This is a genomic window from Treponema sp. UBA3813, assembly GCA_002368605.1.
Classification (GTDB): Bacteria; Spirochaetota; Spirochaetia; order Treponematales; family Treponemataceae; genus Treponema_D.
The window spans coordinates 1,938-16,842 of the sequence record DFEB01000031.1 but is presented as its reverse complement, the minus strand read 5'-3'; the positions used below and the strand labels follow the sequence as shown (position 1 = coordinate 16,842).

Below are 14,905 nucleotides of genomic sequence, written 5' to 3'. Positions count from 1 at the left end.
ACTTGAGCGAAAAACCTACGACCTCTTTGCCGTTGAAAATAATATAGTTGATTTCGATAGATTTTGCAACAGATTTTACAAGCGAGGCAGGGCTTTTAGAATTATTGAAAGACTTGTTGAAAGAGTGTAATTTAATAGTAATAAAATTAAAGGGGTCTTCTATGGACAAATTTTTTAAACTTCAGGAGCGAGGAACGACTGTCAGCCGGGAGGTAATCGGCGGCATCACCACATTCCTTGCTATGTCTTACATTTTGGCGGTCAATCCGGGAATTCTCTCTGCGGCCGGCTTGGAATGGGGTTCTATATTCACGGCAACGGCTGTCTCTGCTGCGATTGCAACCCTTGTCATGGCATTTTGTGCTAATCTTCCTGTTGCCCTTGCACCAGGCTTGGGCTTGAACGCCTTCTTTACATATACGGTCGTTCTTGGCATGGGCTGTACGCCGGCATTTGCTCTTACAGCCGTATTGCTTGAGGGTGTGCTTTTCATCCTTCTTTCTCTTTTTGGAATCCGCGAGGCAATCATCAAATCAATCCCTCTCAATCTTCGTAAGGCTGTCGCTGTCGGTATCGGTTTGTTTATTACGCTGATTGGTCTTGCAAATGCGGGAATCGTTGCGAATGACACTGGAACTTTGATTGGTTTCGTCAACCTTGATTTGAAGCACGCATCCGCAATTGTCGCTCTTCTCGGTCTCGTAATCACAATCATTCTTTACACGCTCAAGGTTCCGGGTGCAATATTGATTGGTATCATTATTACTACAATCATCGGCCTTCCTTTCGGTGTAACGGCTGTTCCAAAAGATTTTTCTCCAATCTCAACTCCGGCCGCCCCTCACTTGTTCATGTTTGAGTGGGGAAGTGTCTTAACCGTAAAATTCTTTGTCGTATTCTTCACATTCCTTTTTACGGATCTGTTCGATACAATCGGTACATTGCTAGGCGTGGCAGAGCAGGCTAATCTTAAGGATAAAGACGGAAACGTGGTGAATGCAAAAGGCGCGCTCATGTCTGACGCAATTGGAACCGTTGTAGGCGCTTGTTTGGGAACTTCAACCGTCACGAGTTTTGTTGAAAGCTCTTCTGGTGTCGCCGCTGGCGCGCGCACAGGTTTGGCTTCAGTTGTAACGGCTTTGCTCTTCCTGGTCGCACTTTTCCTCAGTCCTCTTTTTGCCTTGGTTCCTGCCGCCGCAACCGCTCCAGCCTTGATTTTCGTAGGATTCTTGATGATGCGCTCTGTAATGGGAATCGATTTCGCTGATATTTCAGAGGGAATTCCGGCTTTCATTACGATTATGGTCATGCCATTCTCTTACTCAATTTCAAAGGGTATCACTTTTGGAATCATCAGCTATGTTTTGTGCAAAGTTGTGGCTCGCAAAACAAAGCAGATTCCGCTTGTCACATGGATTTTGGCAATCGTATTCCTGTTCGATATTATTTTTGAGGCAGTCAAATAGGATAGCCTGACCTGTCAATTTTCTTTATGCCGCTTTCAGGCGGCACATTTTATAGGTTCATATAAATTTTATTCACTGAGTCGGAATATTCTCCCTGCGCCTTGTAAATCACGAGCGTGGGGAGAATTTTTATTTCTTGACGGGCATTTTTCCTGCTTTCAATCAGCACCATCGTGGGAGCCGAATCCGAAAATGGCTGGACGAGACGCAATGTTTTGGGTTCGAGCCTGTATTTTGAAAGCATGTTAAAAATTTCAGAAAGACGGTCCGGCCGGTGGATCATAAAAAAACTTCCGTTTGATTTTAAAAGATAGCTTGCCGCCGAAACAACATCTTCGAGACTGCATAGTATTTCATGTCGGGCAATGTTTTTTGCTTCATTTTGATTTTTTCTTGCGGAATTTGCCTTCGCGTAAAATCAGCGAGCAGAACCGCATCGATTCCAAAACAGAAAGATGATTTGTCCTGCAGGATTGTAAGGTTAGTTTTTGGAAATGTTGCGGCGGAAAGTTCATTCGGATTCATCGGCCATACATTATGAATTATAGCGGATTTTTATGCAAATCATTATAAAATTGGATTCAAGACATTACCGCTGTGTTTAAAATAAAAAAACTCCTCACTAATTGAGAAGTTTTAGTTTTAGCTGGGGTAGGACTCGGCTTCCAGTCACAAACCTCATGTTTGTTCCTTCCAGCCGCCTTCGTTCGCTTCCGGCTGCATCCATGCAGCCTTTTTCTCCCTTTGGTCGGCGCTCACTTCGGTTCGAGTCCTTGCCGTCTTTTCAGAAGATTTGATTTAAAACAAAAAATCTCCTGCTCTTACAGGAGATTTTCTTTTTAGCTGGGGTAGGACTCGAACCTACGGCCTCCGGGTTATGAGCCCGACGAGCTGCCAACTGCTCTACCCAGCGTCGCAATGTTCGTGTATTTTATAACTGTTTTTCGCTTTTGTCAATAGCTGAGAGGTAAAAAATTCTACATTCTACGGCGGCGAAGAGAATTGCCACGATTGCTAGCCAATGATAAATCGAACTGAAACTTGCGAAGAAGTTGTAGATTCCGTGGAGCAAAACTGCGTACACGAAGGGCATGATATTCTTTTTTTGGTGGCGGAAATTCCAAATGTACAGGCCGCTCAAGCCAGCGCAGAAAGTATGGATTGCCTGTGCCGAGAAAACGCGGTTCAGTAATAGTTGGATAACGATTTCTTTTCCGCCTTGGCCCTGAATTTCCTGAAATTTTTTGATGACATAAATCACTGACTCAAAACCGCCTACAGTGAGACCGTACAAAATCACGCAGCAAAAATATGTGCTTAAAATTTGCTTTTTTTGGGGAATCAGGCACATAAAGAGCATTTTCATGGACTCTTCGATAAGACCGTTGAGCAAAATCGCCGTAATCATAACGGCTGCAAAAGTAGTCGCGGTAAAAATCGGCAGGCTGAGTACATAAAACTGAATCATCGAGGTGGGGATGACGGTTACGAGGGCCAGCAGACAAGCCCAGACGCAAAATTGTATCTTCAGATTTTTATTTAGGATAAGGGCAAGCGCAAAGAAAAGAGCAGTTGGAATAAAACAAATCCCTAAAAGTGCGTACAAATTCATGGCAAAGATTCTATCATTTTTTCTTGCGAAAAACTATAATAATTTCATGAGTTCGATTATTCTTTTGGGGATTAAACATTGCGGAAAATCTACGCAGGGGAAGATGCTTGCAAAACACTCTGATTGCCCATTTTTTGATACCGACGATGAAATTGAGCTTTTGACAGGAAAGTCTCCGAGACAAATTTACACCGAACAAGGGAAAGAAGCCTTTTTAAAAGCCGAAAAAGAAGCCTGTGAAAAATTGGCAGAAAAGCTTGGCGCAGAACAGAAAGCGGTAATTGCCACTGGTGGCGGAATTTGCAATAATCCGGCAGCCCTTGAAGCCCTGCACAAAATCGGAAAGTTCGTTTTTTTGAACGCAGACGAAAAAACTGCCGCCAATCGCATTGTCTGGGAAATCAAATACGATTCTGACGGCACGATGAAAAATCTGCCTGCCTATATCGCCAATAAAAATCCCAAGAATGTGCAGGAAGTCCGGGCAATATTCCACGATTTTTACGAAGAGAGGCAGAAAATCTACAAAGATTTGTGCGATGTTGAAGTCAAGCTAGAGCACAGCGCGTCAAAATCTGAGAATATGAAAAAAATTCTGACTGCGCTAGTAAAATTCTGCATTATGAATTATGCATTATGAATTATTTACGCTTCCATTTTTGCCAGTTTGTGTTCCAATTCCACGATTCGTGAGTGAATGTAGTGGTCAACGGCGAATTTTTCCAGCATTCCCAGCGGTTCGTTTTTATCGTTTACCACGCAAATTGCCTCTGTGTCGTAGTCGCTGAAAAGTTGGTAGGCTTCGGGGAGTGAGAGCTCTGGCGTGCAGGTGATTTTCGGCTTTTCCATGATGTCCATTGCCAGCAAAAATTCGCCCATGTCGCCGATTTGCATGGTCTCTTTAAGGTGGTCGATGGAAATCTGCCCGATGAGCTTGCCTTTGTTTTCGCCCTCGCTTCCCCGCACTTCATAGTTCATGTTTTCGTGGTGGGTGAAATTGCTGATGATTTTTCCAACCATGTCCGTGTCGTTGACTATTGTGTAGGACTCTGGCCGGCAGATTATGTTTCCCTTGATTGAGATGTCGCTGACTTTTGCGTTTTTCATCAAATCTTCAGCGGTGACATTGAGCCCAACTTCGCCAGCCTTGCTCACTCCGTATTTTACGCAGATAGGACCGAGAATCTGAACGATGAATGTGGTCGCCGTGATTATGAGCATTATTTGCGGGCCGATTGAGTCCGGGAAGTCGTTTCCGGCGGCGATAGAAAGTCCGATGGCAACACCAGCCTGACTCAAAAGACAGTATGGAAGATATTTTCGTACGCTTTCCGGCGCGCCAGTGATTCTTGCTCCCAGACGGCTTCCGATGGTCTTTCCGATTGTGCGGCCGCCCACATACAAAAGGGCGATGACGGCGATAAAGGGCGTTACAATCCAGATGTTGAGTTTTGCGCCCACCGTGACGAAGAAAAGCACATAAATCGGCGGCGTGAATTTTTCCACCAGCTTGAACATGGCGTTGGTTTTGGGGTGAGCGAAATTCGTCATGAAAAATCCGATGAACATGGCGGAAAGAATATTGTCCAAGCCCAAGGCATCGCACAAGCCCGTACATAAAAAGAGGGTTCCCAAAGAAAATCCCAGAACGCGGCCGTCATTGTTCATGATATTTTTGATAATCTGATTCAAGATAAAGCCGAAAGCAAGACCCAGGGCGACTGAGCCGAAAATATCGTAGGCGATGGCTCCCAGCTGGCTGATAAAGGAAACCGTGTGACCGCCCAAGAGAGGGGCTGAAATCGTGGCGGCGATGGCGTACAAAATAAGGGCCACGGCGTCATCCATGGCGACAATTCCCAAAATCGTGGTGGTAAGAGGGCCTTTCGTGCGGTATTCTTTTAAGACATCTGTGGTGGCGGCAGGAGCGGTGGCGGAACAAATCGCGCCCAGCAAAAGCCCGAAAGAAAGAGACTGTGCAATTGACTTTGTAAAAAGATAGGTGACGCTTCCTGTTAAAATTCCCACGACGAAAAATGGCGTGATTGACTCGCCGATTAAGATTCCAACGAACTGTTTTCCGTATTTTTTAATCACATCGATTTTAAGCTCCGCACCGACCAAAAAGCCGATGAGACTGAGCGAGGCCGTAGAAATGGGGTTGAGGGCTGCCACGGTGTTTTTTCCGAGGACGGCAAAACCCGAAACTCCGATGATAATTCCGATTACGATATAGCCTACGACCTGGGGAATCTTTAATTTCTGAAAAATGCGGCCTCCGAAAGAACCGAAAAACATCATGATTCCGACCAAAAGCATAAGCTGGGAGCCGTTCAGCGAGAGAAAATGAAAGGCTGACGGCAAAAGAGTAGACAAAGGGTTTTCCATAAAAAAAGTATACCGTCTTGCATAAAAAATGAGAATGGGGGTTTTAAGGGGGGGGCGGTCACTATGACAAAGTTATTAGACTTCCTCTTTCTAATTTTAAATTTCTGTCGTACAATAAAAGCACTATGAAAAAATTAATTTGCCTTTTATGCGCCACAATGTTTTTTACATGCGCTCTTTTTGCCGCTTCATTCAAAACGAATGCAACGGTCTATGTTTCCGTAAAATCAACTAGTCTCAAAAGCAGCACGGGATTTTTCGCCAAAAAAACCGCCACGGTCACTTACGGAGATGCCCTTATCGTGCTTGAAAGCAATTCCAAAAAATCACGGGTCAGACTTTCATCAAATGCTTCGGTTACGGGCTGGATTCCAAATGGAAGCCTCACCAGCAAAAAAATCGCAAAATCTGGCAGCACTTCTGTGAATGCTTCTTCAAACGAACTTGCCCTTGCGGGAAAGGGATTTTCCGAGGAAGCCGAAAATGCCTTCAAATCTTCAAACGCAAGCCTGAATTATGAAGAAGTTGACCGGGTTGAAAAAATCACTGTGTCTGATTCAGAACTTTCCGCCTTTATCAGCGAAGGTCACTTAAAGGAGGGCGAGTAAAATGTTAAAAATGAAAACGGAAAACGGAAAATTGTTATTCAGTGCGACTCTCTCGTCATTCCGAACGACGGTTGTTGAGCGTAGTCGAAACAAGCGAAGAATATTCTCTTCATTGCTAATTGCTAACTTCTCATTGCTAATTTCTTTGACTTCTTGCGCGTCTTCAAGTGGACTTACCAGCGCACTTTCTGCGGCAAGTGAGATTGCCAGCGCGGCAGGCTACGGAGAGGCCGGGGCTGCTTTGAATGCTGGTGCTTCGGTCTCTAAGGCAATGGAAGAAATCACACCCGAAAACGAATATTACATTGGCCGGGCAGTCGCGGCAACGATTCTCAGCAATTACAAGGTATATTCTGCGCCAGCAACGGAAGCCTATCTCAATAAAATCTGCAATGTAATCGTAATCAATTCTGAAAAACCTGAGTTGTACAACGGCTACCATGTGAAGATTCTTGATTCAAGCGAAGTGAATGCCTTTGCAACGAGCGGCGGACATATCTTCATTACCCGCGGACTTTTGGCCTGCACGAACAGCGAAGACGCGCTGGCCGGAGTAATAGCTCATGAAATCGCTCACATTCAGCTTCAGCATAGTCTCAAGGCGATTAAAACAAGCCGATGGACGGCGGCTGGCATTTCTGCCACAAGCGCAGCCGTTTCTGTCGCCAAAAAAGACGCGGAACTTGCAAGCACAATGAACGATATGGTCAGCGATGTCGTCACGGACATGGTGAACAACGGCTATTCCAAAAATCAGGAATTCGACGCGGACACGCTCGCTCTCACGCTCATGGCAAGCGCGGGCTACAATCCTTCGTCAATGCTAGACATGCTCTCTCTTCTCAAAGCTTCTCAGACAGGAAAATCAAGTGGTATGTATAAGACCCATCCTTCGCCAGACCAGCGTATCAGCAATGTAAACTCTGCCCTAAAACAAGTGACTTTATCGGCCGACACAAGAGCCTATCGTACGGCACGCTTCGCAAAAAATAAATAGGAAGAAGTATGAAAAAAGTCAAAAAAATCCGACAACAAATCATTTCACTTTTTGCGCTTTTCGCCGTAATTTCAGCCCTTGCTCTCACGGGCGCGCTCAACTGGGCGGAAAACAAAGCCTACGATACGCGAATGGCTCTTTCTTCGGTGCATTTTTCGCCATCCGAAGAAATTTCGCTCGTTCTGCTCGACCAAGAAAGTTTGGACTGGGCAAAATCCGAATTCGGCTGGGGCTGGCCGTGGCCGCGTGAGGCTTATGCAAAAATGGTTGATTATTTTAATCGCGCGGGGGCTGCTTCTTTTGCGTTTGATATGATTTATTCCGAGCCATCGGTTTATGGTGAGCAAGATGATGAAAAATTCGCCGAAAGTTCCAAGAATTTCGGGCGCGTGATTCAGACTGTGTTTTATGAAAACAAAGAAAGCGAGCCGACTTTGCCGATTTTGGCTTTGCGAGACAGCGCAGCGTTGCTCGGAAATGTGAGTTCAAGTCTCGATTCTGACAGAGTTGCTCGTCGAAATCCAGTTGAGCCATCCAGGAATGGTGAATACGGTCTTTCAATTTCCAGCTACCTCGTCAAAAACGGCACACTCGACTTTGATTCGATTCCCCGCGCACGGCAGGGCGGAATGTACATTCGTTATGCAAAAGATTTGAACCAGTTTGTTCCCTATTCGGCAAAGCAGATTCTTCAAAGCGAGATTTTAATAGAAGAGACTGAAACTAATGCCTTGCAGGAGGCAAGGTCAGAGCAAGGAGAGAATTTTATCCCACCAGAGCAATTCAAAGATTCCTACATTTTCTTTGGATTGTATGCGCCAGGTCTTTTCGATATTTGCGCTACTCCTCTTTCAGCCACATATCCCGGAGTCGGCGTGCATCTTTGTCAGTTAGACACGATTTTGCAAGAGAATTATCTTCGCGATGTTCCGATTTTTGTGACGATTTTGCTCGTGCTTCTTTGTGTTTTTGGTGGATTTTTGCTCGGTTCGTCAATTTCTCAGGCGCGGATTGTCTCTCTCGTGGTAAAAACGATTTTTGCATTTGCCGTCTGCGTGACCTATATTGTTATTTCCTATGCAGTTTTTGTCGCAGGTTATATTCTTCCTGTCGTGACAGTTGTTCTTGCATTCCTTCTTTCGTACATCACCGCGATTTTTGAGGGCTATATGACCGAGGGGCATCAAAAACGCTATCTCAAAGCCGCGTTCAAGCAGTATTTGAGTCCTGCCGTTATCGAAAATCTGATTGCCAATCCTGAAAAACTGAATCTTGGCGGCGAGGAACGGGAAATCACGGCATATTTTTCTGATGTCCAGGGATTCACTTCGATTTCAGAAAAACTTACGCCTAAAGAACTTACCGATTTGCTAAACAATTACTTGAGCGCAATGACAGATATTATCCTCGCACACGGTGGAACAATTGATAAATATGAAGGAGACGCAATCATTGCTTTTTGGGGTGCGCCGACAAAACAAGAAGACCATGCCAAAAGGGCAGTTGATGCCGCGCTCGCTTGCCAGAAAAAACTCCGCGAAATGCAGGACGAACTCACAAAAGTCACTGGAAAGTCTTTTGTCCAGAGAATCGGTTTGAATACAGGAACGGCAGTTGTCGGCAACATGGGAAGCAGAAGTCGTTTTGACTACACGATGATGGGGGACACGGTGAATCTTGCCAGCCGTCTGGAGGGAATAAACAAGCAGTTCGGAACATACACTATGTGTAGCAAAGCCACGATGGAAAGCGCCCTTTCTCACGGCTGTGAGTATAAATTCCGCCCGATTTCAAATATTGCCGTCGTTGGAAAAAAAGAGGGAGTGCAGGTTTTCGTTCCCATGACAAACGAAGAATTCGATGAAAGCACAGAAAGTCGAAAAGTCTACGATGAGGCATACTCCTTGTTTGTGAAGGGTGATTTTGCCGGAGCTAAGGCGAAATTCTCTTCAAATTCAGAAAATGACGCTCCGTCAGTAAAATTCATCGACAAATGTGAAAAGCTGATTCAGAATCCGCCCGAAAACTGGGATGGAATCCTTCGTGCTACAGAAAAATAATTCGACATCCATGTCGTGACGAGAATTTGCGCCCGTTACATGGTCGTCAAATTCTCGCGGACAACTGTCTTTTACCCGCCTCCATGCGGGCTTGACCTCTCCTCTAATACATTATTTCGCGTACGGTTTCGCAGGGAAGTTTCTCATCATAAAGATATGCGTACATGGCCGCTGCCGCAATCACTTTTCTGCCGTATTCCCGCGTTTCAGCAAAAGGAAGGGATTCCAGGAATAAGTCCATGCTGATTCCTGCCGGCTGATATGAGGCCTTTCCTGTAGTTGACCAATCGCTTCGGAAGCGCTTGACCCAGTTCCGTACATTCGTAAGGCCTGCATTGTATGCGTAAAGGGCGAGCAATTCATTATTCTCGTCGGTGCGTGAAATGAGGGAGGAAAGATAATGTGCCCCCATGCGAACATTCGTTTCTGGGGCAAAAATATCGTAATTATCGCCAAGCTTAAGTTTGCGTGCCTCGTCATCGGCGGTAGCTTCCATAAGCTGGGTGAGGCCGTTCGCGCCGGCTTTACTCGTGGCGCCTGCGTCAAAAAAACTCTCGCTTCGGACAAGGGCATACATGAGATAATCCGGCACTTCAAATTCTTTTGCGGCTTTATCGATTATTGATTTATAGAATTGGGGAAAATTGCGTTCAAGCAGTTCCCGTGGAATCTTACCTTCTGTGCTTTCAAAACGGCGGGCGGCAATTCTAAGGCTCTGCACATTGTAAGAATTATCCTTGCTGGCTTCTGCACAGCGGCTTAAAAAAGAGCTTGCGTCTATTGCATCTTGAATCGAAAGATTGTTTCGGTTGGCGAACCATTCTGAATAAACTCTTTGGGGAAAGCCGAATTCTTCGTAACCTTTTAAAAGCTGGCTCGCATCAGGGCTTTCTGCATTCCCGCTGGCACTTTCTGCTCCTTCAGCATTTTTCTTCAACAGGTAAGACTCAATCAAAGCCTTGTCGGTGACATTGAGCCTTTCCATGGCGCAAACTTTATAATAGAGAGAAGAATTTGAATTGAGAACCTGAGTGTATGCTTCGACAGTCTGGCGGGTTTTAAGTCCTTCATCGCCCTGAGCCAAGCCTTCCTCAATCAGACGGCCTGAAATGTAGGCATATTTTCCCTGAGTGTAATCCGAGAAATTTGAATTTGTCGTTTTCCAGACTTTGTAAAAATCCTGCCAGCGGTGACTTGAAAGCAAGAGAATTGAGAGTGAGTCAAAAAAATCATCGAAATATTCCGGGTCATTGATTCGCGAGCCGTATTCTGTCAGCGTTGAAATTATGTCATCGGTGGAAGTTCGCAGCTGGAAGTTGAGAAGATACCAGAGGCAGTTGTCGAATTGTGGGGCATCATCGGTGGATTCAAGGGCGCTTCGGAAGCGGGAGACTGTCTGCCGTGGGTAGCGTCCGGCCTTGTCATAGAGGCGGGCAGCGTAAAAATGAGCGAAATAGGCCTTTTCGCGGGGCAATTCTTTTGCCAATGTGTCGAATTTCCGTGCGGAAGTAAAATAATCTTTCGTGCCGTACAAAGTGGATTTTCCGATGTCAGAAAGAATCTGTGAGTCTACTTCTTCGCCGCGATTTTTATAAATCTGGAAGATTTTGTCGATTTGGTCGATTGTAAGTTTGTAGCTCCGGTGGAAAACGGCGATTCTGAATTCCATGATTGTTTTTTCGGGATTTTCTGCCTCGGACAGTGCTTCAAAAAGCGGGTCAAATCCGCCCTCTGGAACAATGGAGTTTTGGGCGGAATCTGATTCCGAGTACGGCTTTTCTTTATAATCCGGGGCTAACTGACTTTCAAGCAGGCTTCGTTTGTTCAAATCTTTTTGGAATTTTTCGCTTTCGGCTTCGATATTTTTGTTTTTTTCGTTGAGGAGCGCTATATAAGTCGCGTAACTTTCCAGATGTTCGCTTGAAAGGGGGCGGCTCACATACCACTTGAAAAATTCCGAGTCAAAGCGACTGTCTCTTTTTTGGGCAAGGGAAAGCAGGCGTAATTTTATAAGTTCATTTCTTGAATCTGCAAGGGAAATACCGTCCGTAAGGGAAATGATTTTTGCATATTCGCCGTGATTGAACAATTCCTGGCAAGCCGTTACAAGGGAATTTTCGTCCGTGTAGTTTTCTGCGAGAAACTGCGCCGCCTCAATGCGATCAGAAACGCTTCCAAGCAAAGTGAGGGCTTCTGCGCTTCGTTTTGCGATTAAGGAATTTGATTTTTTGCGGGAGATTTTAAAAAGTCGCTGGGCTTCGGCCTCGTCCCCCCTGTCCGCTGCCTGCAAGGCGAGAAAATAATGCGCGTCGTCACCGAATTTCTTTTGGGGAGAGTTTTTTGAGATGGAAATTCCCACGGGCGCACAGGCGGAAAAAACCAAAAGGAAAACAAGAAAAGGAAGGACTTTTTTCATATAGAAGATTTTAACAAAAAAAACAGACTATCACAAATTAAATCTAATCTGTGATAATCTGTGTTTCAAATTACTCCGCAGGAATCAAAATATCTGTTCCGGAAATAATCAGATCCGGATTTTTGATTTTGTTGTAGTCGGCGATTTTCGGGTATTTCCATGGTGTTTTGTAGTAAGACTCAGAAATATCCCAAAGGGTGTCGCCCCAACGGATGTGATATTTTGCGTCCGCTGATTTTTTGACTTCCGGCTTTTTTTCTTCCACAGGAGCTGGCTTTGGAACGACTTTTTCCGGCTCTGGAGCAATTACGATTTTATCTTCGACTGCTTCCGGGGCAGATTTTGGCTCTTCAACCACAACATCGATGATTTTTGTCTCTTCTTTTGGCTCTTCAAGCTGGGCTGGAGTTTCAACTGTTTTTTCAACGGCACTTTCTTTTTCTTTTGAGAAGAAGCGGTCAAGAAGTGAAATGCCGTTCGTATTGCGGGATGCAATGAGATTGTATTTTGACGGAATGATAAAGAGGAGCAGAACTGTAGCGATGATACAGATAATCGCACAGATAATGCAGATAATCACTGGAGTGCGGGTTTTCTTTTCTTCTTCCTCATCGTCATAAAGAGAGGCATGCTCACCTGCAAGGGTTTCTTTGTCATAAAGGTCAGAGAAATCCATCGCTGAGCCGGTGGCCGTCGTATTGTCAGTGAAATCGTTCTCAGATTCTGAATTTAAGTCATCCAAAGTAGAATCGAATTCCGTTGAATTGAATGAAGGATCGTCCAAATCATCGAAATTAAGACCTGTTGTAGATGTATCTGAAGAAAAATCTGTTGTGTCTGAAGCAGGTGTGTCAAAATCTGGTAAATCGAAGTTTTCAGGCTCTGCGCTTACTGTTTCATCAGTATTTTCAGAGAGTGAATTGTCTGACAAAGTGCTGTCATCATCAAAGTCTGGGAGAGAAAAATCTTCAGTTGAGAAATTGTCGCTGACAGTCTGATCGTCTGAATCTGAAGTTTCCAAAGCTGGACTTTCTGTTCCGATTACATCACTGCTTTCGGTTTCAGAAATCGGGTTATTTGAAAATTTGATAGATTCAAGAGTCGTGTCTTCGACAGGAATATCATCGTCCAAATCGGAGAAATCTGGAAGTGCTCCTTCAAAATCATCAGAATCTGAAGACGATGAAGTTGCTGAAGGACTCAAATCGCTTGTTGCATGAGGTTCTGAGTGATCAAATGCGAAGGGCATGTCTTCGAGAGCCGTCGTTCCCATGTCAGGAAGTTCGTCTGGTGAGAAAGTGGCATCGCCAGAGTCATTTTCTGCAATTGATTCTTCTGAAACGAGGCCTGTTCCTGCTCCTGCGATTGCAAAATCTGATGGTTCTGAGCGCTCGGCAGCGGTTCGTGAAACCAATGTGACTTCAGTCTCACTTTTTTTGCCAGTCTCCGGGTCAACGACTTCTGCTGTAAGACGATTTTCTTCATCCAAGCCCACCGAAAGGTGAAGTTCCGGCTCTCCGTTCGGGTGAGGATTGAGTTTTGTTACCTCAAGGGTATCGACATACTCGGCATCTTCCATAGTGCCATTTTCTGAACGATACAAGTCAATCTGAACTTTTGTCTGGTTGTCTTTCGCTGTGGTTAAATCCAACATTCTTTTTTTGGGCGAGCCTTCTTCAAGAACTGGATAAAATGTTCCATCAGCAAGTTTGATTCCGATTGTTTTCATCTGTTTCCCCTCTTAGTTTCTCGAATCTTCAAAAAATCCGAACGGTCAAATCCTGTTATTTGTAAGAATATTCAGAAATTCCTGCAAGTTCGTTTACAGTTGTCCCGAATTTTTCTGCGACATTGTAAGTCGTAGTTTTGATAATATTACCACTTCCGTCATATTTGTAGATTACGCGAACGATAAGTTTGTTTGCCGCATTGTAAGTCTGTTCCTCGGTAATCTGATATGAAGCATCGAAGCGGAATACAACTTTTTTTGTGAGAAGGTCTGCGCCATTATAGTAAGAAATTTCCGAAAGTTTTCCAGCATCGTTGTAAGAATATACTGATTTTTCTTCAAGGAAACCTGCGGCATGGTACTGAGCGACTTCTTCAATTCTGTTCTGCTCATCGTATTTTGTGATGATTTTTGAAAGAAGTGTTCCGTCTGCATTGTAATATGACTCATCAACCTGATTTCCGTTGACGCGCCAGATTGTGCGGTTTACGAGATTGTCGCTTGAGTTAAATTCTGATTCGTCTGCCTTGCGGCCCTCTGCATCGTATGTTGTTGTGATTTTCCAGAAAACTTTTCCATCAGCATCGGTGCAGACTGTTTCAACGAGATTGTTTCCTTCATATTTGTATGTAATGCGGTCGATGAGAGAGTCTTTGCTTGTGAGTTCAGATGCTTCTGTTTCTTTGCCAGCAGCGTTGAAAACATGAACGAATTTTGCGCGTGGTGAGCGGTAATAATCGCCGAATTTTTCTGTGATTTGGTACTCTGTTTTTGTGTATTCGCTTACAGTCCCGACAGGTTTGAGAGATACCTCTGGGTCGAATGCGAAAAGCTGTGCAGAGAGCGCGCTTACGGCAATAATAAACATTAATTTTTTCATATATTTCCCCCAAAATGAATTTCACTTTTGCTGTTTTGTTTAAATATCGGTTTTTCTCATTATAACTGAAGATATTTTATTTTTCATCATCTTAGAAGAAAAAATTACCCTTGTAAGATTCTTGATTTAGGTTTATTCTATTAGGTAATCATTTCATGTATTTTTTTTCATAGAAGATTCTAATCCATTTCCGAATCTTCTTTTTTTACTATTTTATAGGAGGACAAAATGTCCAGAAAAAAACAGTCAATGGACGGAAACCAGGCTGCAGCTCATGTCGCTTATGCGTTCACAGAAGTCGCTGGTATCTATCCAATCACTCCTTCATCTCCAATGGCAGACTGGGTTGATAACTGGTCAGCTGCTGGTCAGAAAAACATTTTTGGTAACAAAGTAAAAGTTATCGAAATGGAATCAGAAGCTGGTGCTGCTGGTACAGTTCACGGTTCATTGGCATCAGGTGCGCTCACAACCACCTTTACTGCTTCACAGGGCTTGCTCTTGATGATTCCAAACATGTACAAGATTGCTGCTGAACAGCTTCCTTGTGTATTCCATGTCGCAGCTCGTTGTGTTGCCACACAGTCTTTGAACATCTTCGGTGACCATTCGGATGTTTACGCCTGCCGACAGACAGGTGCCGCAATGTTCGCTGAATCAAATCCACAGGAAGTTATGGACTTGGCTCCGGTTGCTCACCTGGCAGCTCTCGAAGGCAAAGTCGCTTTCATCAACTTCTTCGACGGTTT

11 protein-coding genes, 1 tRNA gene and 1 pseudogene are annotated in these 14,905 nt (G+C 44.5%); 6 read left to right on the top strand and 7 right to left on the bottom strand.

The genetic code is table 11. The features are described from left to right. The first annotated feature begins 161 nt into the window (after positions 1-161). Positions 162-1,466, top strand: a complete 1,305-nt coding sequence (locus tag B2089_RS04800; protein WP_296323475.1) for an NCS2 family permease — start codon at positions 162-164, stop codon at positions 1,464-1,466. Positions 1,467-1,515: 49 nt separating this feature from the next. Here B2089_RS04800 and B2089_RS04795 read toward each other — a convergent pair whose 3' ends face one another. The 3 genes from B2089_RS04795 to B2089_RS04785 form a co-directional block, all read right to left on the bottom strand. Then, the gene (locus B2089_RS04795) at positions 1,516-1,749 is read right to left on the bottom strand and encodes a hypothetical protein (protein WP_296323478.1); all 234 of its coding nucleotides are present in this window, start codon (positions 1,747-1,749) and stop codon (positions 1,516-1,518) included. Between the two features lie 557 nt (positions 1,750-2,306). Next, a tRNA-Met gene (locus tag B2089_RS04790) sits at positions 2,307-2,379 on the bottom strand. A gap of 18 nt (positions 2,380-2,397) precedes the next feature. Continuing rightward, a complete protein-coding gene (locus B2089_RS04785) occupies positions 2,398-3,078 on the bottom strand; it encodes a PrsW family glutamic-type intramembrane protease (RefSeq protein WP_296323481.1) in 681 nt (226 codons plus the stop codon). A 46-nt stretch (positions 3,079-3,124) separates the two neighbouring features. Here B2089_RS04785 and B2089_RS04780 point away from each other — a divergent pair, with 46 nt between their 5' ends. Further along, positions 3,125-3,718 carry a shikimate kinase gene (locus B2089_RS04780; RefSeq protein WP_296323485.1) on the top strand — a complete coding sequence of 198 codons (594 nt, stop codon included), beginning with the start codon at positions 3,125-3,127 and terminating at the stop codon, positions 3,716-3,718. Between the two features lie 5 nt (positions 3,719-3,723). Here B2089_RS04780 and B2089_RS04775 read toward each other — a convergent pair whose 3' ends face one another. Further along, the gene (locus B2089_RS04775) at positions 3,724-5,466 is read right to left on the bottom strand and encodes a cation:proton antiporter (RefSeq protein WP_296323488.1); all 1,743 of its coding nucleotides are present in this window, start codon (positions 5,464-5,466) and stop codon (positions 3,724-3,726) included. A 125-nt stretch (positions 5,467-5,591) separates the two neighbouring features. On the opposite strand from B2089_RS04775, the gene B2089_RS04770 reads away from it, so the two are divergent. From B2089_RS04770 to B2089_RS04760, 3 genes are read left to right on the top strand one after another with little or no spacing between them, the layout of a single operon-like run. Then, positions 5,592-6,074 carry a hypothetical protein gene (locus B2089_RS04770; protein ID WP_296323491.1) on the top strand — a complete coding sequence of 161 codons (483 nt, stop codon included), beginning with the start codon at positions 5,592-5,594 and terminating at the stop codon, positions 6,072-6,074. 1 nt (position 6,075) lies between these two features. Next, positions 6,076-7,071 carry a M48 family metalloprotease gene (locus B2089_RS04765; RefSeq protein ID WP_296323496.1) on the top strand — a complete coding sequence of 332 codons (996 nt, stop codon included), beginning with the start codon at positions 6,076-6,078 and terminating at the stop codon, positions 7,069-7,071. 8 nt (positions 7,072-7,079) lie between these two features. Further along, a complete protein-coding gene (locus B2089_RS04760) occupies positions 7,080-9,131 on the top strand; it encodes a CHASE2 domain-containing protein (protein WP_296323499.1) in 2,052 nt (683 codons plus the stop codon). A gap of 103 nt (positions 9,132-9,234) precedes the next feature. Here B2089_RS04760 and B2089_RS04755 read toward each other — a convergent pair whose 3' ends face one another. The 3 genes from B2089_RS04755 to B2089_RS04745 form a co-directional block, all read right to left on the bottom strand. Further along, positions 9,235-11,547 carry a flagellar assembly lytic transglycosylase gene (locus B2089_RS04755; RefSeq protein WP_296323504.1) on the bottom strand — a complete coding sequence of 771 codons (2,313 nt, stop codon included), beginning with the start codon at positions 11,545-11,547 and terminating at the stop codon, positions 9,235-9,237. Between the two features lie 70 nt (positions 11,548-11,617). Then, a complete protein-coding gene (locus B2089_RS04750; RefSeq protein WP_296323507.1) occupies positions 11,618-13,276 on the bottom strand; it encodes an Hsp70 family protein in 1,659 nt (552 codons plus the stop codon). Between the two features lie 55 nt (positions 13,277-13,331). Then, complete coding sequence (locus B2089_RS04745; RefSeq protein WP_296323510.1) at positions 13,332-14,156, bottom strand: hypothetical protein; 825 nt, start codon at positions 14,154-14,156, stop codon at positions 13,332-13,334. A gap of 228 nt (positions 14,157-14,384) precedes the next feature. Between B2089_RS04745 and B2089_RS04740 the strand changes: the two are divergent. Next, positions 14,385-14,905 (top strand): annotated as a pseudogene (locus B2089_RS04740) (pyruvate:ferredoxin (flavodoxin) oxidoreductase); the annotation flags it as partial.